The organism is Kitasatospora sp. NPDC048194 (assembly GCF_043202455.1).
Lineage (GTDB): Bacteria > Actinomycetota > Actinomycetes > Streptomycetales > Streptomycetaceae > Kitasatospora.
The window spans coordinates 41,525-61,053 of the sequence record NZ_JBIDAK010000031.1 but is presented as its reverse complement, the minus strand read 5'-3'; the positions used below and the strand labels follow the sequence as shown (position 1 = coordinate 61,053).

The 19,529-nt window shown below is 76.0% G+C and carries 16 protein-coding genes; 7 read left to right on the top strand and 9 right to left on the bottom strand.

All coding sequences use genetic code 11. The features are described from left to right. Positions 1–9 precede the first annotated feature (9 nt). The 3 genes from ACGF07_RS28685 to ACGF07_RS28675 all read left to right on the top strand — a co-directional run bounded on the left by ACGF07_RS28685 (position 10) and on the right by ACGF07_RS28675 (position 3,299). Positions 10–1,320, top strand: a complete 1,311-nt coding sequence (locus tag ACGF07_RS28685; protein WP_350745373.1) for a glycosyltransferase family 4 protein — start codon at positions 10–12, stop codon at positions 1,318–1,320. Positions 1,321–1,506: 186 nt separating this feature from the next. Beyond that, entirely contained in the window at positions 1,507–2,241 is a 735-nt protein-coding gene (locus ACGF07_RS28680) for a class I SAM-dependent methyltransferase (protein ID WP_350745376.1), read from the top strand. Further along, positions 2,238–3,299, top strand: coding sequence for a prenyltransferase (locus tag ACGF07_RS28675; RefSeq protein WP_350745378.1), 1,062 nt, complete (start codon positions 2,238–2,240; stop codon positions 3,297–3,299). The genes ACGF07_RS28680 and ACGF07_RS28675 overlap by 4 nt, the downstream gene beginning before the upstream one ends. Positions 3,300–3,369: 70 nt before the next feature. Here the strand turns inward: ACGF07_RS28675 and ACGF07_RS28670 are convergent, their stop codons facing one another. The 5 genes from ACGF07_RS28670 to ACGF07_RS28650 all read right to left on the bottom strand — a co-directional run bounded on the left by ACGF07_RS28670 (position 3,370) and on the right by ACGF07_RS28650 (position 9,397). After that, complete coding sequence (locus tag ACGF07_RS28670) at positions 3,370–4,296, bottom strand: hypothetical protein (RefSeq protein ID WP_392903333.1); 927 nt, start codon at positions 4,294–4,296, stop codon at positions 3,370–3,372. Positions 4,297–4,505: 209 nt separating this feature from the next. Beyond that, positions 4,506–5,504, bottom strand: coding sequence for an N-acetylmuramoyl-L-alanine amidase (locus ACGF07_RS28665; RefSeq protein ID WP_392903330.1), 999 nt, complete (start codon positions 5,502–5,504; stop codon positions 4,506–4,508). Positions 5,505–5,511: 7 nt separating this feature from the next. After that, on the bottom strand, positions 5,512–6,915 hold the full coding sequence (locus ACGF07_RS28660; protein WP_392903328.1) for a hypothetical protein: 1,404 nt from the start codon (positions 6,913–6,915) through the stop codon (positions 5,512–5,514). A gap of 201 nt (positions 6,916–7,116) precedes the next feature. After that, on the bottom strand, positions 7,117–7,770 hold the full coding sequence (locus ACGF07_RS28655; protein WP_350746072.1) for a class I SAM-dependent methyltransferase: 654 nt from the start codon (positions 7,768–7,770) through the stop codon (positions 7,117–7,119). 160 nt (positions 7,771–7,930) lie between these two features. Beyond that, entirely contained in the window at positions 7,931–9,397 is a 1,467-nt protein-coding gene (locus ACGF07_RS28650) for a M48 family metalloprotease (protein WP_392903326.1), read from the bottom strand. A gap of 175 nt (positions 9,398–9,572) precedes the next feature. Between ACGF07_RS28650 and ACGF07_RS28645 the strand changes: the two genes are divergently transcribed. Continuing rightward, positions 9,573–10,658 carry an alcohol dehydrogenase catalytic domain-containing protein gene (locus ACGF07_RS28645; protein ID WP_392903324.1) on the top strand — a complete coding sequence of 362 codons (1,086 nt, stop codon included), beginning with the start codon at positions 9,573–9,575 and terminating at the stop codon, positions 10,656–10,658. A gap of 85 nt (positions 10,659–10,743) precedes the next feature. Here ACGF07_RS28645 and ACGF07_RS28640 read toward each other — a convergent pair whose 3' ends face one another. From ACGF07_RS28640 to ACGF07_RS28630, 3 genes are all read right to left on the bottom strand, one after another. Continuing rightward, positions 10,744–10,914 carry a hypothetical protein gene (locus ACGF07_RS28640; protein ID WP_392903322.1) on the bottom strand — a complete coding sequence of 57 codons (171 nt, stop codon included), beginning with the start codon at positions 10,912–10,914 and terminating at the stop codon, positions 10,744–10,746. Between the two features lie 519 nt (positions 10,915–11,433). Further along, positions 11,434–13,446: an alpha/beta hydrolase family protein gene (locus tag ACGF07_RS28635; RefSeq protein WP_392903320.1), complete on the bottom strand. Its 2,013-nt coding sequence runs from the start codon at positions 13,444–13,446 to the stop codon at positions 11,434–11,436. A 2-nt stretch (positions 13,447–13,448) separates the two neighbouring features. Beyond that, positions 13,449–15,182 carry a hypothetical protein gene (locus ACGF07_RS28630; RefSeq protein WP_392903318.1) on the bottom strand — a complete coding sequence of 578 codons (1,734 nt, stop codon included), beginning with the start codon at positions 15,180–15,182 and terminating at the stop codon, positions 13,449–13,451. A 673-nt stretch (positions 15,183–15,855) separates the two neighbouring features. On the opposite strand from ACGF07_RS28630, the gene ACGF07_RS28625 reads away from it, so the two are divergent. The 3 genes from ACGF07_RS28625 to ACGF07_RS28615 are packed head-to-tail and all read left to right on the top strand — an operon-like array spanning position 15,856 to position 18,600. Beyond that, entirely contained in the window at positions 15,856–16,692 is an 837-nt protein-coding gene (locus ACGF07_RS28625; protein WP_350744220.1) for a Nif3-like dinuclear metal center hexameric protein, read from the top strand. Between the two features lie 23 nt (positions 16,693–16,715). After that, positions 16,716–17,459, top strand: coding sequence for a C4-type zinc ribbon domain-containing protein (locus ACGF07_RS28620; protein WP_350744219.1), 744 nt, complete (start codon positions 16,716–16,718; stop codon positions 17,457–17,459). Between the two features lie 4 nt (positions 17,460–17,463). Then, entirely contained in the window at positions 17,464–18,600 is a 1,137-nt protein-coding gene (locus ACGF07_RS28615) for a bifunctional RNase H/acid phosphatase (RefSeq protein WP_392903313.1), read from the top strand. Positions 18,601–18,733: 133 nt separating this feature from the next. Here ACGF07_RS28615 and yaaA read toward each other — a convergent pair whose 3' ends face one another. Continuing rightward, positions 18,734–19,519 (bottom strand): peroxide stress protein YaaA, encoded by a 786-nt coding sequence (yaaA, locus tag ACGF07_RS28610; protein WP_392903310.1) that lies wholly within the window; start codon positions 19,517–19,519, stop codon positions 18,734–18,736. Positions 19,520–19,529 lie beyond the last annotated feature (10 nt).

The following is a 19,529-nucleotide window of genomic DNA, read 5'->3' as shown; positions in this document are numbered from 1 at the left end:
GGGCCCAGGATGACCGCGCACCCGCTGCGGATTGCCCTGCTGTCATACCGCGGGGACCCGTTCTGCGGCGGCCAGGGCGTGTACGTACGGCACCTCTCCCGGGAGCTGGCCCGACTCGGCCACCACGTGGACGTGATCGGCGCCCAGCCCTACCCCGTGCTGGACGAGGTCGAGGGGCCCGGCTCGGTACGGCTGGTCGAGCTGCCCAGCCTGGACCTCTACCGCGCCGACGACCCGTTCCGCACGCCCGGGCTCGGCGAGTTCCGCGGGCCGGTGGACCTGCTGGAGTTCGCCACGATGCGCACCGGCGGCTTTCCGGAGCCGCTCACCTTCTCGCTGCGCGCCCGGCAGTACCTGGCCCGCCACAAGGGCCGCTACGACGTGGTGCACGACAACCAGACCCTCGGCTACGGCCTGCTCGGCCTGGCCCGGCACGGCTTCCCGCTGGTCACCACGATCCACCACCCGATCACTGTGGACCGCCGGTTGGAGCTGGACGCGGCCGCCACCCGGCTGAAGCGGCTGTCGCTGCGCCGCTGGTACGCCTTCACCCGGATGCAGCGCAGGGTCGCCGCCCGGCTGGACCACGTGATCACCGTCTCCGGCACCTCGCAGCGCGAGATCGCCGAGCACCTGGGCGCCGCCCCCGGCGCGATCTCGGTGGTCCCGATCGGCGCGGACACCCGGCTCTGGTCGCCCTCGGCGCAGGTCGAGCGGGTCCCCGGCCGGATCGTCACCACCTCCAGTGCGGACGTGCCGCTCAAGGGACTGGTCTTCCTGGTCGAGGCGCTGGCCAAGGTCCGCACCGAGCGGGAGGCGCACCTGGTGGTGGTCGGCAAGCCGCAGAAGGACGAGGGGCCGGTGGCCGAGGCGGTGCGCCGCTTCGGGCTGGCGGAGCACATCGAGTTCCGCACCGGCCTGAGCGACCGGGAGCTGGTCGACCTGTACCGGTCGGCCGAGGTCGCCTGCGTGCCGTCGCTGTACGAGGGCTTCTCGCTGCCGGCCGCCGAGGCGATGGCCACCGGCACCCCGCTGGTCGCCACCACCGGCGGGGCGATCCCCGAGGTGGCCGGGCCGGACGGGGAGACCTGTCTGGCCGTGCCGCCGGGGGAGGCGGACGCGCTGGCCGCCGCGCTCGGCCGGCTGCTGGACGACCCGCGGCTGCGCGCCGAACTCGGCGCGGCCGGGCGGGAACGGGTGCTGGCCCGGTTCACCTGGGAGCGGGCCGCCGAACTGACCGCCGAGGCGTACCGCGCGGCGATCGCCACCGGCGCCGGCGCCCGGGCCCGCTCCGGGCCCGGCTGGCGGTACGTGCCCTGAGCGGCGCGCCCGGCCGGCGCGGCCCGGGCGGCCGCCCCGGAGCGTGCCCCGGTGGCGGGTCCCGAGTGACGTGCCCCGGGCGGCGTGTTCGAGCGACGTGCTTCCGGGCGACCCGCCCCGGGAGCCGGGAAGTGGTCTGACGAAGCGTCAAGGATGCTTGGTAGCAATAGGAATGGGAGCCCTGCAGTGCTGACCGTCGATTTCTCGCGCTTCCCGCTCGCCGCCGGCGACCGGGTGCTCGACCTGGGCTGCGGCGGGGGCCGGCACGCGTTCGAGTGCTACCGCCGCGGCGCCGACGTGATCGCCCTCGACCAGAACGCCGAGGAGATCGCCGAGGTGCGGAAGTGGTTCGCCGCGATGGAGCAGGCCGGTGAGGCCCCCGAGGGCGCGTCGGCGGTCGCGATGGAGGGCAACGCGCTGGCGCTGCCGTTCGAGGACGAGTACTTCGACAAGATCATCATCTCCGAGGTGATGGAGCACATACCCGATGACAAGGGCGTGCTGAACGAGATGTTCCGCGTCCTCAAGCCGGGCGGCCTGCTCGCCGTCACCGTGCCGCGCTGGCTGCCGGAGAAGATCTGCTGGGCGCTGTCCGACGAGTACCACGAGGTCGAGGGCGGCCACATCCGGATCTACCGGGGCGACGAACTGCTCGGCAAGCTCAGGGACGCGGGCCTGGAGCCGTACGGCACCCACCACGCGCACGCCCTCCACTCGCCCTACTGGTGGATCAAGTGCGCGGTCGGCGTGGACAACGACAAGGCGCTGCCGGTCAAGGCGTACCACCAGCTGCTCGTCTGGGACATCGTCGGCACCCCGGTGATCAGCAGCCTCACCAGGGCCGCCGAGAAGGCGCTCAACCCGCTCATCGGCAAGAGCTTCGTCGCCTACGCGTCCAAGCCGCAGCGGGCGAAGGCATGACCGCCGCCGTCCCCGAGGTGCTGCTGCTCGACGGGGTGCTGGACGCCGAACAGGCGGCCGGCACCGTCCGCAGCATCCTGGCCGAACAGCGCGCCGACGGTGCCATCCCCTGGTTCGCGGGCCACCACCTCGACCCCTGGGACCACACCGAGGCCGCGATGGCCCTCGACACCGCCGGCGAGCACGCCGCCGCCGAGGCCGCCTACCGCTGGCTCGCCGCCCGGCAGAACCCGGACGGCTCGTGGTACGCCGCGTACACCGACGGCGAGGTCACCGACCGCGCCAAGGAGAGCAACTTCTGCGCGTACATCGCGGTCGGGGTCTGGCACCACCACCTCAGCACCGGCGACGACGCCTTCCTCGAGTGGATCTGGCCGGTGGTCCGGCGGGCCCTGGACTTCATCGTCGGCCTGCGGCTGCCCGGCGGGCCGATCGCCTGGCGGGTCGCCGAGGACGGCACCGCCACCGAGGAGGCGCTGCTGACCGGCTCCTCCAGCATCCTGCACGCGCTGCGCTGCGGCCTGGCCATCGCCGACTACCTGGAGGAGCCCCAGCCCGACTGGGAGCTCGCGACCGGGCGGCTGCGGCACGCCGTCGCCCACCACCCCGAGCGGTTCCTCGACAAGGACCGCTACTCGATGGACTGGTACTACCCGGTGCTCGGCACCGGCCTGCGCGGCGACGCCGCGGTGGCCCGGATCGAGCGGGACTGGGACCGCTTCGTCGTCCCCGGCCTCGGCGTGCGCTGCGTCAGCGACCGGCCCTGGGTGACCGGCGGGGAGAGCGCCGAACTCGCCCTGGCCCTCTGGGCGATCGGGCAGTCCGACCGCGCCGTGGAGATCCTGCGCTGGATCCAGAAGCACCTGCGGCACGAGGACGGCTCCTACTGGACCGGGTACGTGTTCGAGGACGACGCGATCTGGCCCGAGGAGCGCACCACCTGGACGGCCGGGGCGCTGCTGCTCGCGGTGGCCGCGCTCGGCGGCGACCCGGCGACGGTCGCCGTGTTCGGCGGGGACCAGCTGCCCGCCGGGCTGGTGGTCCAGGACTGCTGCTGACCGCGGGCACACCAGAAGGGGCGGGACCGGATCACCGGTCCCGCCCCTTCGGCGTTCGAACGAGGGGGTGTCAGCCGCGCTGGAGGCCCGAGGTGTCGGTCAGCAGGCCGTGGGTGCCGTCCGGCAGCTGGGCGACCAGCGCGCTGCCGCGCTGCTCGACGGCCAGGTACCAGGTGCCCGGCACGACCTCGCCGACCGGGGCGCCGGCCGGGTTGTCCTTCGGGGCCAGCTGGCGCGGGGCCGGGACGGCGAACCAGTACGGCTGGAAGTCCGCCGCCGGGGCGGCCTGCTGCTGAACGGCCGGAGCCTGCTGCTGGGCCTGGACGGCGGCGTCCTGCGGCTGGCCGACGACCGGCTGACCGGGCTGGCCCGGCTGCGGCTGGCCGGCGGCCGGGTAGCCGTAGCCACCGGCCGGCTGGGCGCCGAAGGCCGGGTCGTGGCCCTGCGCCGGGTAGCCGTACTGGCCGGGCTGGCCGGGGGCGCCCGGGTGGCCGGGCTGGCCCGGCACCGGGTAGCCGCCCTGGTACGGGACGGCCGGGCGGTCGGTGACCAGCGGGGCCTTCAGCGCCGGAACCAGCGGCGCGGCCGCGGCGGCACCGGCGAGCACGATCAGCGAGATGAGGCCGAGCCAGGCGCCGAAGCCGTGGCTGAGGCGGGAGCCGGTCGGCCCGCCGCCCAGCGCCCAGACCGAGGTCCACAGCGCCGCCACGGCGAACGCGATGCCCCACTGGTCCAGCCGCAGGCCGAGCACCTGGCGGTTGGCGGCGGCGGGGCCCTGGAAGCGCTGCACCAGGATCAGGACGGCGGCGGCGATGCCCAGCAGGTAGATCGAGGGCAGGATGGGGAACAGCTGGGTGCTCCACGCGTTCTGCGAGGTGTCCCCGCAGTACGGGCCGCTGCAGTCCACGGTCCAGTAGGGCAGGAAGGAGGCGATGAAGAGCAGGACGGCCGCGCCTGCGACGGCGGCGTCTCCCCTGGTGAGAGCGCGCAGATTCACTTACGTTCCCCTCGTTGACGTGTCGTGGACGGTGATTCGCGCGGTCGGGCTGACCGGCCGAAACTCCCGAACGGACCAGAAGCCTAGGCCCAACCGCCCCGCCGGTGCACAGCGGGACCGGGAACGGGTCGAAGTCGTTGCAAACGGTGCGTGCCGGGCGGTGCGTCGTCCGTCCGGCCTGCTCGTTCCAACTCCCGTGCCGGGCCCGCTCACTGGGTGGTCAGGAAGGCGGTCAGCGCGTCGGCGATCCCCTGGGCGGCCTGCTGGCGCCACTGAGGGTCCGTCATCCGCCGGGCGTCCGCGGAGTTGCGCATGTTACCGCACTCGATGAACACCTTGGGGACCGTGGAGAGGTTGAGGCCGCCCAGGTCGGAGCGGGTGGTCAGGCCCTGGTCGGCGATGTAGTCGGCGTACGGCTCGCCGGTGGCGGCGTGGAAGCGGTCGCGCAGCAGCAGCCCCAGCCGGTGCGAGGGTTCCACGATCGCGGAGTTGTCCGCCTTACCGGCGACCACCCTGGCGGGCATGATCACGTGGAAGCCGCTGCCGCTCGCCGGGGCGCCGTCGCCGTGCACCGAGACCGCGACGTCGGCGTGCGCGTCGGCGCCCGCCCTCGCCCGCTCGTCGATGCACGGGCCCCAGGGGCGGTCGCCGTCCTGCACCAGCACCACCTTGGCGCCCCGGGCGGCCAGCAGGGCGCGGGCCCGTCGGGAGACGTCCAGGGTGTAGTCCGCCTCGGTGTACCCGGAGTCGGTCTCGGTGCCGGTGGTGTCGCACTCCTTGCGGGCGTTGCCGATGTCCACCTGGCGGCTGATCTCGGTGGGGTGGGAGAAGTTGCCGGGGTTGTGGCCCGGGTCCAGCACGACGGTCCGGCCGGTGAGGTCGGCGCCGGTCGCGGGCGCCGTGGCCGCGAGGCCGGCCGACGGCGTCGCGGACGGCCCGGGCGGGGTGGGCGGAGCCGACGGGTCCCCGGTCGCCGTGCTCCCGGTCGGCGGGGCTCCGGGAGCGGAGGGGTCCCGGGTGGCCGGGTCCTGGGTGGCGGACCGGACCGCCCCGGGCGACGGCGCGGCCGTCGCGCCCGCCGGGGCGGAGCCGTCGAGCGCGCGCCAGCCCAACCAGCCCGCCGCGCAGAGCGGGACGACCGCGGCCACCGTGGTGGCGCGCAGCACGACGGAACGGCGGCGGGGCGGGCGGGGGGCGGTGCCGGTCACGGTTCGATCAGATCCTGTCCTGGGTCCGCGGGGTGAGGCCGTAGCTGCTCGCGATCGGGTTCCACTTCGTCATGAAGTCCGTCTTCGCCTGGGTCGCCTGCGGGTTGAGCTCGTCCGCGTGGGTCTTGTCCGCGGTCGTCGGGGCCTTGCCGGAACAGCCCTGCTTCGCGACGGCGCGCGCCCAACCGGCGTACGCCCGGTCGATGTCGGCGGACAGCTGCCAGGCGGACTTCAGCGAGTTCACCGCGTCCGGGCCGCCCGGCACGTCCGTGACGCTCAGCTTGGCGAGCTTGGTCAGCAGGCCGTCGCGCTGCTTCGCCCCGTTGTCGAAGACCTGGGCGGCGCTCTCGATGTCGGCCTTGGACGGGCAGCTGCTCACCTTCGCGACGGCGCTGCCGATCGGGGCCTTGGCGTTCTCCCCCTCGCTCAGCAGGCCGTCCAGTGCCTGCGCCTGCGCCTGGGCGTTCGGGCCGGGGCCGGTCGCGGTCGGGGACGGGCTCCCGCCCGGCGGGCTGCTGGGTGCGGCGCTCGGCGCGCCGTCCGTACCCGTCGGCGCCGGGGCGGGCTGCGGGTTGCCGGAGCCGGTCGCGGGGGCGGTCGCGGCCGGGGCGCCCTGGGCGCCCTTGTCGCCGCCGCCCTGGCTCGCGTACAGCAGGCCGCCGCCGACGGCCAGCACCAGCAGCAGCGCGAAGCCGATCAGCAGCGGGGCCTTGCCCCTGGCGGGGCGGTCCCGGTCGTCCTCGTCGGGGGCCGGGTCGTGGGTCGGGTGGCCCGGCGGGGCAGCGTAGGACGGCGGCGACCCGTAGGGCGGCTGGGCGCCGTACGGGGGCTGGGCGCCGTACGAGGACTCGGCGCCGTACGGGGGCGGGGAGCCGTGCGGGGTCTGGGAGCCGTACGGGGTCCGGGGCGCGGCCGCCGGGGGCGGCGGGTAGACGTAGCCGGGGCCGGGTGTCGCCGGCGCTCCCTGAGCGCCCCGGTCCTGCGGGGTCGCGTGGCCGGGGAAGGGCGTGGCGGCGGGCGGCGGCGGGACGACCCTCGGGAAGGCAGCGGTGGGCGCCCCGGAGCCCGCGGCGGGCTCGGGCTCGGGCTCGGCGCCGGGCGGGCCGAAACCCGGGGCGGTGGACAGGTACGGGCGGGCGCCCAGGAGCGGCCCCTGGTCGCCCACGGCCCCGGCGGCGGAGGGCGGTGCGACGGGACCGGGGCCGGGCGGCTGGGCGCCCTGGGGAGGCCGGGCGCCCTGGGAGGGATGGGCGCCCTGGGAGGGCTGGGTGCCTTGGGAAGGCCGGCCGCTCTCGGGCGCCTGGGCGGGCTCGGGGTGGTCCCGCTGCTGGGGGTTGCGGACCCAGCCGCCCGCGCCGCCGCGCGCGGTCGGGTCCCAGACCGCCGGAGCGGTGTTCTGCTGGTCCGTCATGTGCCGCTGGCCCCCACGCTCCGCCGGTGCTCTGCCTGGTGCTGTCGCCTGGTGCTGCCCCGCGCTGTCCGGTGCCACCGCCCGGTGCGGCGAGCCGGCGAAGCCGCCTGGTGCTGCGCGGACACCGTACCGTTCGAACCGCGGCCGGACAGCCCCGGCACGACGTTAGAGCATCCGCGCGGGGGCGGGCGGGAGATCGGCTCAGGCGGTGGTGCGCCGCAGGACGCGCAGCGAACCGGTCACCGAGACCTCCTCGAAGCCGTCGGCCAGCGCCCGCAGGTACACCCGGTACGGGGCCTGGCCGCCGTCCGCCGGGTCCGGGAACACGTCGTGCACCACCAGCAGGCCCTCCGGCGCCAGGTGCGGCACCCAGCCCTCGTAGTCGCCCGTGGCGTGCTCGTCGGTGTGCCCGCCGTCGATGAACACCAGGCCCAGCGGCCGGCCCCACACCGCCGCGACCTGCGGCGAGCGCCCGACCAGCGCGACCACGTGCTCCTCCAGCCCGGCGGCGTGCAGGGTGCGGCGGAACCGCGGCAGGGTGTCCATCAGCCCGACCTCCGGATCCACCAGGGTCGGGTCGTGGTACTCCCAACCGGGCTGCTGCTCCTCGGAGCCGCGGTGGTGGTCCACGGTCAGCGCGACCGTTCCGGTCTCGCGGGCCGCCGCGGCCAGCAGGATCGCCGAGCGGCCGCAGTAGGTGCCGATCTCCAGCACCGGCAGCCCGGTCGCACGGGCCGCCGCGACGGCCGCCGCGTACAGCGCCAGGCCCTCGTCCACCGGCATGAACCCGGTGGCCGCCTCGAACGCCGCCAGCACCTCGGGCGCCGGGCGGGCGCTCTCCAGCAGGTCGGACATGCGGTGCTCCTCGGATTCGGTACGGCTCGGGCGGGGGTCCGGCACGGCGCGCGGACGTGGTCGGGACCCTACTCGACGGTAGCGGCGTGGGCGGCGGCAGGGCGGCGGGGGCCGGCGAAGAGGCGAGCCGGGGGAGCAGGTGACGGCGGGCGGGCGGTGATCAGCCGCTCAGCAGTCCGGCGGCGATCCGTGCCCGGTGCGGGGCGAGCTCGGCCGCGACCGCCGCGGCCTCGGCCTCCGTGGAGGTGACGGCGGCCGGTTGGTCCCCGGCGCGGTCGACCAGGGCGATCCGCAGGTGGGTCGGCGGGTGGGAGGCGTCCACGGCGGTCCGCTGGAGCGCGCTGAGCCGGAGCAGGCGCTCCCGCTCCGAGGCCGGGACGGAGGCGAGGTGCTCGCGCAGCCGCTCCCAGAGCCGGTCCGGCCCGGCCGGCGCGGACTCCACCGGCGCGGACTCCACCGGCGCGGGCTCCAGCGGCTTCGGCGCCACCGACGAGGGCTCCACCGGCTTCGGTTGGACCGGCTTCGTCTCGACCGTGCGTGGCCCGACCGGCCGGGGTGCCTGCGCCCGCCCGCGCCGCACCACCCTGGGGCGCCGGCGCTCCTCGGCACGGATCCGGCCGATGGCGGCCACCGCGGAGCCGGTGAGCAGCAGCGCCGCCAGCATGCCGTGAGCCGCCTCGCGGCCGCCGACCCGGACGGCCAGGGCGTCGGCCCGGTACTCCGCCTGCTGGCCGGCCCGGAGGGTGAGCCGATCGAACAGCCGCAGGCCCTGGAGCAGCAGCCAGGCCACGGCCCGCAGGACGGCCGCGCCGAGGATCGCGCCGAGCCGGAGCAGCAGCGGTACCCCGTTGGCCGGTCCGCCGTACTCCAGCTGGGCGCCCCAGCCGCTGCGGCCCGGGCGGGCCATGTGGTACCAGCCCGCGAGCGCTGCGACCGCGCTGTACAGCCAGAACGAACGCCGGTGGTCGCCGTTGACCCGGTGGCCGAACTCATGGCCGAGCAGGGCGATCCGCTCCCGGTCGTCCAACACCTCCCAGAGCGGCAGGCCGAGCTCGAGCACGGATCGGCGCCGGAGCCCGACCAGCCCGTACGAGGCGTTGAACTCGCCGGTGATCCGGATGACGTCCACCGGCGCCGCGCCGACCTCGGCGGCCACCCGGTCCGCCAGCCCGTACAGGGCCGGTGCGGTGCCGCGGTCGAGGACGTCCTCGTCGCGCGGCACCCGCCCGAGCCTCGGCCGCAGGGCGATGACGATCACCAGCACGACCGCACCGGTGCAGCGCTGCACGACGTTCCCGGTGACGAGCAGCCAGAGCCCCAGAGCGAACAGGCCGACGGACACCAGGTGGACCAGACCGGCGGCGGAGGACGCCAGCAGCCAGTCCAGCCGTGCGGTGGGGGAGTCGCCACCCCCGGCCTGCTCCTCGAACAGCCGGTCGGTGCGGGCGGCCGTCGCCCGCTCGCGCCGGGTGGGCGCGGGGGCGCCGACCTGCCCGGGGGCGAGGTTCCAGTCGCAGGCCGGGCACCAGGCGGTGAACCGCGGGTCGGCCGTCAGCACGGCGCCGCACGAGGGGCAGGGCGAACCGTGGGCGGGTCGGTCGGGGGCTGTCTCAACGGGTGTGGTCACGGCGGAGATGATGGCGTGAACGGATCTTCCCGTACAGCGGTTTCCGCAGGTCCGGGGCGCGGGCGCGGTCGGCGGGCGGGCCGTCGGGGCCGCTGGTTCTGGAACGTGTTCCAGTCCGGCCCGGGCGGGCGTGCCAGAATCGGCCCGACCGTCGATCGGACACCGGGAGCAGCCCATGCGCGCAGCCGTCCTCCACAAGACCGGCCAGGACACCCTCGACGTCCGCGAGGACGTGACGGCGATCGGCTTCGGACCGGGCACGGTACGGGTCCGGATGCACGCCGCCAGCCTCTGCCACTCCGACCTCTCCGCGATGAGCGGCGTCCTGCCGCAGCCCGCCCCCTTCGTCCCCGGACACGAGGGCGCCGGCGAGGTCGTCGAGGTCGGCGACGACGTCACCGGCGTCGCCCCCGGGGACCGCGTGGTGCTCTGCTGGATGGCCCCCTGCGGTCGCTGCGCGCACTGCGAGCAGGGCCGCGGCCACCTGTGCATCGCCAGCCTGCGGCGGCTCGGCGCGCCCGGGTTCCGGCTCGCGGAGGACGGCGCCGAGGCCTCCGGCTTCTACGGCACCGGGGCGTTCGCCGAGGAGGTCGTGGTCGCTGCCGACGCCGTCATCACGGTGCCGGCCGACCTGCCGTACGAGGCCGCCGCGCTGATCGGCTGCGGGGTGACCACGGGCGTCGGCGCCGCGGTCAACACCGCCCGGGTCGAGCCCGGGTCCTCGGTCGCGGTGATCGGCGCCGGTGGCGTCGGGGTGGCCGCCGTCCAGGGCGCCCGGGTCTGCGGCGCGGCCCGGATCACCGTCGTCGACCCGGTGGCCTCCCGGCGCGAACGGGCGCTCGCCTTCGGCGCCACCGAGGCGATCGCCCCCGAGGAGCTGAAGGCCGTCGCCAAGGGGCTGCCGGGTGGCGGATTCGACTACGTCTTCGAGGCGGTCGGACGCGCCGCCACCGTCCGGGCGGGTTACGACGCGGCCCGCCGCGGCGGCGCCGTCGTGGTCGTCGGGGCCGGCGCCCAGGACGACCGGGCGCAGTTCAGCATGGGCGAGCTGTTCTTCAACGAGAAGCGCCTGCTGCCCTCGCTGTACGGCGGGGCACCGGTGGCGCGCACCATCGGGCTGATCGTCGACCTGTGGCGGGCCGGGCGGATCGACCTCGACGGGATGATCACGCACCGGGTCGGACTGGCGGACGTGAACGAGGCGATCGCGCAGATGCGCAGCGGCGAGGCGCTGCGGACGGTGGTGTCGCTGCGCGGGTGACGCCCCGGCACCGAGGCGCGAGGGCCCGCCGGGAGCGATCCCGGCGGGCCCTCACCTCGACTCCGTTCGACGTCGTCGAGCCCGTTCAGCCCTGGGCGCCGGCCGCGCGGTGGCGGCCGTGCGGGTCGGACTCGGGGGCGTCGTCGGCCGCGGACGCGCCGCGGTGGCGGCCGTGCGTCGCGAAGTACTCGGCCGTCTTCTCGTCGGCGTCGGTCCCGCTGGCGGGGCCGGTGGTGTCGGTGAGGGTGTCGGACATGAGAATCGTCTTTTCCGTGCGAGGGTGCAGGTCATCGGCGCCGTTCCGGCGCCTGCGGCGTACGGCCGGCTCGCCGAGCGGGCGCCCGGTGCGCGCCCGCAGCCGGTGATCGCGGCCCGTGCCCCGGCCACCCTAACGGCCGGGACGGACGAGATCATTATCGAGATCGCCGTCGAGGCCGTCATCGAGGTCGTGGTCGAGGCCGTGATCGACGCCGCCGTCGTCGGAGGTCTGTTGGGAGTGGCAAGTCGGCTCGGCCGACTTCCTGTCCGGATGCCTTTGTGCGCCACGATGTGGGTTCTGCTTCTTGCGCGGTCGGCTGGGCCGAGCGACTGTGCCACCCGAACTGGTTCGGGTGGTCCGTGGTGTGTGGCGGGGGATCGTCGCGGCAGGGGCGGGTGCCGTCCCCGCCTGTCCGGACAGGCGGGGACAGCACCCATGGACCACTGCCTGATCAGCCGACGGCTGTCTGCGGCCCCGGGAGTCCGGGGCCGGTCAGCCGGGTGCTCGGCCGGGCGCTCAGCCCGGGCGGCCGGTCCGCAGGAACGCCGCCAGCAGCTCGTGCAGGACGGCGGCGCCCTCCTCGGCCAGCACCTCGTGCCCCGCTCCGGCCGCCTCGACGTACCGGAAGTCCGCGCCCTCCACCCGGCCGATCCGCAGCAACTCGTGCCGCAGTGCACGGGACTGGCTGACCGGCACGACCTCGTCCCGGTTGCCGTGCACCACCAGCAGCGGCGCACTCAGCCGGTGTGCCAGCTGCAGCACGTCGCGCGGGCCGCGGGCGTCCGTGATGGGTTCGCCGCCGCCGAGCCGGGTGGTCAACGCCCGTACGGGGGGCGCCGCCTCGGCCAGGAGTCGGGCACCGGACAGGAACGGCGCGACCACCGCGCAGCGGGCGACCTGCTCGGCCGGCGCGTGCGCCGCCGCCAGCAGGGCGAGGAACGCGCCGTAGCTGACCCCGAACAGCGCGGGTGGTTCGAGGCCGAGCGCCGCTCGTTGCCCGGCGATGCCGTCCAGCAGGTACAGCACGTCGTCCAGGTCGGGTCCGCCCCAGGCGCCCCGGATGGCGAGTGCGTGCGGCACGCCGTAGCCGGTGGAGCCGCGCTGGTTGGGGGCGACGACCGCCAGGCCCTCGGCGGCCATCCGTTGCAGTGCCGGGTCGAACTCCAGCCGCCAGGCGTCCGCCGGGCCGCCGTGCAGCGCCAGCACCAGGTGGGGACTGCTCAGCCAGGCGTCCCCGCCGTACACCACCGCCTCCAAGGGACCGGCGGGACCGGCGAGTTCGAGGCTCTGGGCGGACTGCCAGCGGCCGCCGTCGCCGGGCGGCGTACTGCCGTCCAGGCGCCAGCCGGCCGGCGGGGTGCGGGCGGCGCGCGGTCCGCCGGGCTGCCAGGGCAGTGCGGCGTCCCGCCAGGTGGTGGGCAAACCGGAGCCCAGCGGGGCGAGTTGGAGCGGCAGCGGCATCGGGCTGGACTCCGCCGGGACGGGGCCGTGGGCCAGCAGGGCGTCCACGTCCAGGGTGGCCAGTGCGGCCGGATGGTCGGGTGAGGAGTACGGGATCCGCAGACCGGCCTCGCCCCAGTGCCCGACAGCGCCGAGCCGCCCGGGCGGTACCGGCAGCTGGTCGAGTCGGCCGGTGCCGGGCCGCCACAGGGCGAGCGCCGATCCCGCGCCGTGGTCGATCTGCACCGCCACCCGGGGCCCGCCCGCCGCCTGCCGCAGCGCGATGGGCCGCAGGAACACGCCCGTGACGTGCAGGCATTCCGGGAACCGCAGCGGCCGGCCGCCGTCCAGCACGCCCCAGCCGAGCCGGTCGGTGCCGGGTGCGTCGCTGCGCACCATCGCGAAACGCGTGTCGGGATCGAACAGCACCAGTCGGTCGTTGCTGCGTTCGCCGATCTCCAGCAGCGGGGTGGTGGTGCCGCTGCGCAGGTCCAGGACCACGCTGCGGACCAGCCCGCCGGCCACCCGGTCCAGGGCGAGCAGTGCGCCCGCGTGGTCGAGCCAGGCGCCGCCGCCGTGGAGGCCGGGGATCTCGGCGACCTGCTCGGGTTCGCTGCCGTCCGCCCGGACCAGCCAGGCGGTGGTCGCCGGGCGGGTGTCGGTGCCGAGGGCGAGCGCCACCGGCGTGCGCGGGCCGGCGTCGGGCGGTACGGGCAGCGGCAGCAGGCGCAGCCCGGGCATCCGGAGGCTGGCCAACTGCTGTTCCACGACGTCGGTTTCGCCGACCGCGAGGCGGACCAGCTCGTGCCGCTCGCCGTCGTGCCGGCAGACCAGCACCGAGCCGTCCGGCAGCGCGACCAGCTGCGAGCGGAGGTTCTCCGAGCGGTTGCCGGGCAGCGGCAGCGCGGTCGGTACGGCGGGCTCGGCCGGTACGGTCGGTGCGGCTGGTCCGGGCTGCTGCGGGAGTCGCCAACTCTCCACGTACCAGGCGCTGTCGGCGGCCGAGGCGAGGCAGGCTGCGTAGCTGCCGTCGGCGGCGAAGGTGAAGCTGAGGCGCCGCAGGGCTCGGGTGGTGGTGCGAGTGGCCACGTTCACGATCCGCTCACCGCGCCGTCCTGGGCGGGGAGTCGGTGCCGGACGGCCGGGGCGGGGTCGAGCCGGAGTCGGGGGCCGTCGTGGAGCAGCCGGTCGAGGGGGGCCGGAGCCGGAGTCGGGGCGCCGTCGCGTCGCGCGGTGGTGCCCGGCCGCTGCCGGGCGGCGGCGGCCTGCCACAGCGGGCTGACGGTGAGCGGAGCCGCCCCGCCCAGCTCGGCCCGCGCCCGGGTTAGGCTCCACCGCGCTTCCGGCTCCTCCGCCCGCAGCCCCAGCACCAGCGGGGCCAGCCGCCGCGCCGTCACGCCCGTGCGGGCGGCGAGGGAGAGCCAGCGGCCGAGACGCTCGGCGACCGGGCGGGCCCGGGGCAGGTCCTCCGGCAGCAGGGGGTCGTGTCCGGTCGCCAGCAGGAAGAGCAGGCCGCCGAGCGCGTACAGGTCCACGGCCGGGTCGGCGACGCAGGTGTTGGCCGGGGCGAGCCGCCCCTGCTCCGGGGCGCGGTAGCCGGGGGTGCCGGCGGAGCCGGCCCGGTGGCCGGTCTGGGCGGCGAGTTCCAGGTCGACCAGTCGCAGGGTGCCGTCCGGCCGGACCATCACGTTCCCGGGGGAGAGGTCGCGCAGCACCAGGCCCTGGGCGTGCACCCGCTCGACCAGGTCGAGCAGCCCGTGCACCACCGGCTCGGCCTCGGCCCAGTCCACGTCCGGGCTGCCGTCGCGGCGCAGCCCGGCCGCGACCCAGGCGCCGAGTGGCTGTCCGGCGATTCGTTCCTGCACCAGGAAGACGGAGTCGTCCTGCTCGATCAGTTCGAGGGCGCGCGGCGCTATCTGCTGCCCGTCCAGGCGGGCGAGCAGGGCGGCCTCGTGCCGGAGTGCGTCGCGGGCGTCCGTCCCGGAGCGGTCGACCTCGGTGTGCGCGCGGGCCTGCTTGACCACGACCTCGGCGCCGCCGGCCGCCTCCCGCCCGAGGAACACGCCGCCCTTGGCGCCGTGCCGGACGGCGGCGGTCACCGCGTACCGCCCGGCCAGCAGCGCCCCGCCGCGCTTACGGGCCGGGGGCGCGGCGGCGGGTGCGACGCCGCCGGGCACGGCGAACGGGTCCCGGACCCACCCTGGCGCCCGGTACGAACCCCCGCGCACGTCCTCGGCCCGCTCCCCGCCGGGCCCGCGCAGCACCGAGCGGTACTCCCCGTCGTTGCCCAGCTCCGCCCGCGAGGCGAAGGCGCCGTACCGGTAGTGCACCCGGCTGCCCGGCCGGTACGGCCGGTCGGACAGCACCACCGGCCCCGGCAGCCCGGCCGTGGCCCGGTCCAGCGCCGCCGCCAGCCGCTGGAACCGGGCGTCGTCCGCCGGGTAGACGGTGATGAACTTGCCTGCCGAACCACGGTCGCTGTTACGGGAGTTGAGCTCCCGCAGCCGTTCCTCCCCGGCGGCGAACTTGAAGCTGCACGGGTCGGCGGCGAGCACCCGCACCACGGCCGCGAGCACCTCCCCGCCCGCCACCGACGCCGCGCTGACGTGGAGCTTCCACCCCTGCTCCGGTAAGGGGGAGGACGCGGACGGCCTGGCCGTGCACCAGAAGCCGCCGACGGTGACGTCCCAGCCGCCGTCGCCTCCCCGGCCTCCGGCACCGGCCAGTGCCGCCCGCACCGCCTCCGGCCACGAACCGCCCGCATCCGGCCCGTGCCCCGCCGACCGCCCGCCCCCGGCCGTACGCAGCGATGTGCCCGCTCCCATCCGCCACCACATCCCTTCGTCCCCGCCGCCGCGTCGCGGGCGCCGCTGCTCGGCACCCGGGGCGCGGCGGCCCGGCCTGATCGGTTCCCCGTCGGTTGCGACCCCCTCCGAGGGGGAGCCCGGACCGCCGGTCCGGCGGGCCGCGGGCCCGCTCCGGCGCTGTGCCCTCCCGGCCCCCATGGGGCTACTGCCGGGGCAACTCCCGTTCGCAGGACTGAAGTTAATTTCGAGAAAACCGAAGCCTCAACGCAGACCCGGTCACTTCACTCGTAAGGGTGATCCAAAGGCGGTTTCGAATTCGGACGGGGGGCCTGCTGTGCGCGTGGAGCGCCCGGCGCACGGGCGCACACCGCTCGTGCGGGCCCGCACGAGCGCCCCGCCGCAGGTTGGCGCGCCCGCGCGCCGGGTTGACGCGCACCCGTACGCCCCCGGTACCCGCGTCCGAACGCGGCAGGGCGGCGACGTCCGAACGCCGCAGGGGCGGTCACGTCCAACGGCGCGCGGCACCCGCCCCGGGCACCCGCCGCGCACGCCTCCGAACGGCCGGGGAGACCACCCCCAGCCCCCGGGGAGACCACCCCCAGCCCCCGGGGAGACCACCCCCGGCCCCCGGGGAAGCCGCCCCCGAACGGCCGGGGCCCGACCGGCGCCGTGCGCACGGTAGTCTCGACAGGTGCCGAAACTGTCCGACGTCATCACCGCGCTCGAAGAGGTCTACCCGCCGCAGTGGGCGGAGTCCTGGGACGCCGTCGGCCTGGTCTGCGGAGACCCTCAGGCCGAGGTCCGCCGCGTGCTGTTCGCCGTCGACCCCGTCCAGGCCGTCGTCGACGAGGCCGTGGAGTGGGGCGCCGACCTCGTCGTCACCCACCACCCCCTCTACCTGCGCGGCACCACCAGCGTGGCCGCCACCACCTTCAAGGGCCGGGTGGTGCACACGCTGATCACCAACGGCATCGCGCTGCACGTCGCGCACACCAACGCCGACCACGCCGACCCGGGCGTCTCGGACGCGCTCGCCGAGGCCGTCGGCCTGCGGGTCACCGGTCCGCTGGTGCCGGACCCGACCGACCCGGCGGGCCGCCGCGGCACCGGCCGGATCGGCCTGCTGGAGCCCCCGCTGCCGCTGTCCGCCTTCGCCGCCCAGGTCGCCCGGGGCCTGCCGGCCACCGCCGCCGGGGTCCGCGTCTCCGGTGACCCGGACCGGCTGGTCAGCCGGGTCGCCGTGTGCGGCGGTTCGGGCGACAGCCTGTTCGCCGAGGTCCGGGCGGCCGGCGTGGACGCCTACGTGACCGCCGACCTGCGCCACCACCCGGCGTCCGAGGCGGCCGAGGCCGCGCCGGTCGCGCTGGTCGACGCCGCCCACTGGGCCACCGAGTGGCCCTGGCTCGCGCTGGCCGAGCGCGCCCTGCGGGGCGTCGCCGACGAGCGCGGCTGGGCCGTGGAGACCAAGGTCTCCCACCGGGTCACCGACCCGTGGACCGCGCACGCCCCCATGTCCTTCACCGCCTGACCCGATTCACAGGAGCTTTCCGCTTGAACGCCGCGCCCGCCGACCAGATCCGCCTGCTCGACCTCCAGGCCATCGACTCGAAGCTCGACCAGCTGGCCCACCGGCGCCGGAGCCTGCCGGAGCACGCCGAGATCGAGAAGGCCACCGCCGACCACACCGCGCTCAAGGACCTCGTCGTCGCCGCCGAGGCCCAGAAGGGCGACACCGCCCGTGAGCTGGCCAAGGCCGAGCAGGACGTCGAGCAGGTCCGTGCCCGTGCCGCCCGCAACCAGCAGCGCCTGGACTCCGGCGCGATCACCTCGCCGCGGGACCTGGAGAACCTCCAGCACGAGATCGGCTCGCTGGCCAAGCGCCAGGGCGACCTCGAGGAGGTCGTGCTGGAGATCATGGAGCGCCAGGAGAGCGCCAACAGCCGGGTCGAGGAGCTGACCGCCCGCCTGGAGCACTCCACCGTCGTCCTCACCGAGGCCGAGGGCCGCCGCGACGCCGCCTTCGCCGAGATCGACGCCGAGGCCGAGAAGGTCAAGCGCGACCGCGAGGCCGTCGCCGCCGTCATCCCCGCCGACCTGCTGAAGCTGTACGCCAAGCTGCGCGAGACCCAGGGCGGTGTCGGCGCGGCCCGCCTCTACCAGCGCCGCTGCGAGGGCTGCCGCACCGAGTTCTCGATCACCGAGCTGAACGCCATCAAGGCCGAGCCGGCCGACAAGGTCGTCCGCTGCGAGAACTGCTCGCGGATCCTGGTCCGCACCGCCGACTCGGGCGTCTGATCCGGTGGCGGCGCGCTTCGTCGTCGAGGCGGACGGCGGGTCCCGGGGCAACCCGGGGCCGGCCGGCTACGGCGCGGTGGTCCGGGACGGCGACACCGGGCAGCTCGTCGCCGAGGCCGCCGGGTTCATCGGCCACGCCACCAACAACGTGGCCGAGTACCAGGGCCTGATCGCCGGCCTCAGGGCGGCGCACGCCCTCGACCCGGACGCCTCGGTGGACGTCCGGATGGACTCCAAGCTGGTCGTCGAGCAGATGTCCGGGCGCTGGAAGATCAAGCACCCCGACATGCAGCCGCTCGCCGCCGAGGCGCGCACCGTCTTCCCGCGCGACCGGGTCAGCTACACCTGGATCCCGCGCGAGCGGAACAAGGACGCCGACCGGCTGGCCAACGAGGCGATGGACGCCGGCCGGGCGGGCCGGCAGTGGGAGCCCCGGCCGAAGGCCCCGGCGACCGTGGCGGAGCCCCCGCTGGAGACCACGGCGCCCGAGGCGGGCTGGGCCGCCCCCGCCGACCTCGGCACCCCCACCACGCTCGTGCTGCTGCGCCACGGCGAGACCCCGCTCACCCCGGAGAAGCGTTTCTCCGGCAGCGGCGGCACCGATCCGGAGCTCTCCGACAAGGGCCGCTGGCAGGCCGAACGGGCCGCCGAGGCGCTGGCCGCGCGCGGCAGCATCCAGGCGGTCGTCGCCTCCCCGATGCGCCGCACCCGGCAGACCGCCGAGACCGTCGCCGCCCGGCTCGGCCTGGAGGTCCGGTACGAGGAGGGGCTGCGCGAGGTCGACTTCGGCGACTGGGAGGGCCTGACCTTCGCCGAGGTGCACGAGCGCTACCCCGCCGACCTCGCGGCCTGGCTGGGCTCAGCCAAGGCCAGGCCGACCGGCAGCGGCGAGAGCTTCGCCACCCTCACCCACCGGGCCGGCCTGGCCCGGGACAAGATCCTCGCCCGGTACCCGGGGAAGACCGTGCTGGTGGTCTCCCACGTCAGCCCCATCAAGACGCTCGTCCGGCTGGCGCTCGGCGCCCCGCCCGACTCGATGTACCGGATGGAGCTGTCCGCAGCCTCGCTCTGCGCCGTCCAGTACTACGCGGACGGCAACGCCTCGCTGCGGCTGCTCAACGACACCTCGCACCTGCGCTGACCGTCCCCGGGCCCGCGGCCCGGCCTCGGCTGTGCTCCCGCCGCCGGCCGTGCTGCCGCCAACGGTCCGGCGGTCAGCGCGCCGGCGGTCAGTGCATCGGCGGCCAGCGCGCCGGCGGCCAGCGCACCGGCGGTCAGTGCACCTCCGTGACCACCACGTCCAGCTGCCACGGCTTGCGCGCCGTGCCCTCTGCCGCCAGCTCGACCCGGTGGCCCAGCTCCAGCAGCGCGTCCATCAGCTCGTCCGGCGTCTTCGGCTCGGCCCCGGCGACCAGCAGGTCCCGCACCAGCCGGCCCTTGGTCGCCTTGTTGAAGTGGCTGACCACCGTGCGCTTGCCGTTCCGCTCCTGCAGCACCCGGACGGTCGCGGTACGGGAGGCCACCTCGCCGGCCGGCTTCCAGGCCGCCGCGTACGCGGAACTGCGCAGGTCCAGCACCAGCCCGTCCGCCACCTCCGGCAGCACCGAGGCCATCGCGCCCCGCCAGTGCGCGCCGAGCGCCCCCGGTCCGGGCAGGTTCACACCCATCGAGCAGCGGTAGGACGGGATCCGGTCCGAGATCCGCACCGCGCCCCACAGCCCGGAGAACACCAGCAGCGAACGCTCGGCGCGCCCGTACGCGGCGGCGTCCAGCCCGGCCAGGTCGAGGTTGTCGAACAGCACCCCGGTGTACACCTCGGCCGCCGGACGGGCGCCCGCCGTCGGCAGGCCCGCGTTCTTGGCGATCTCCCCGCGCAGCCCGGGGGTGAGCCCCAGCACCTCGGCGGCCGTGTCCTCGTCGCCCCGGCAGAGGCCGACCAGCGCGTCCAGCACCGCGCCGCGCGCCGCCGTCAGTCCCGGCAGCGACAGCCGGTCGAGCGCGACGGGCTCGCCGTCCCCGGACGCGGCCTTGCCCTCCGAGGGCGGCAACAGCACCAGCACAGCGGACTCC

Bases quoted from the DNA above. Each gene is read 5' to 3' on its own strand.
- ACGF07_RS28685 (WP_350745373.1), top strand. From the start codon at position 10: ATGACCGCGCACCCGCTGCGGATTGCCCTGCTGTCATACCGCGGGGAC.
- ACGF07_RS28675 (WP_350745378.1), top strand. From the start codon at position 2,238: ATGACCGCCGCCGTCCCCGAGGTGCTGCTGCTCGACGGGGTGCTGGAC.
- ACGF07_RS28660 (WP_392903328.1), bottom strand. From the start codon at position 6,915: ATGACGGACCAGCAGAACACCGCTCCGGCGGTCTGGGACCCGACCGCG.
- ACGF07_RS28655 (WP_350746072.1), bottom strand. From the start codon at position 7,770: ATGTCCGACCTGCTGGAGAGCGCCCGCCCGGCGCCCGAGGTGCTGGCG.
- ACGF07_RS28645 (WP_392903324.1), top strand. From the start codon at position 9,573: ATGCGCGCAGCCGTCCTCCACAAGACCGGCCAGGACACCCTCGACGTC.
- ACGF07_RS28640 (WP_392903322.1), bottom strand. From the start codon at position 10,914: ATGTCCGACACCCTCACCGACACCACCGGCCCCGCCAGCGGGACCGAC.
- ACGF07_RS28630 (WP_392903318.1), bottom strand. From the start codon at position 15,182: ATGGGAGCGGGCACATCGCTGCGTACGGCCGGGGGCGGGCGGTCGGCG.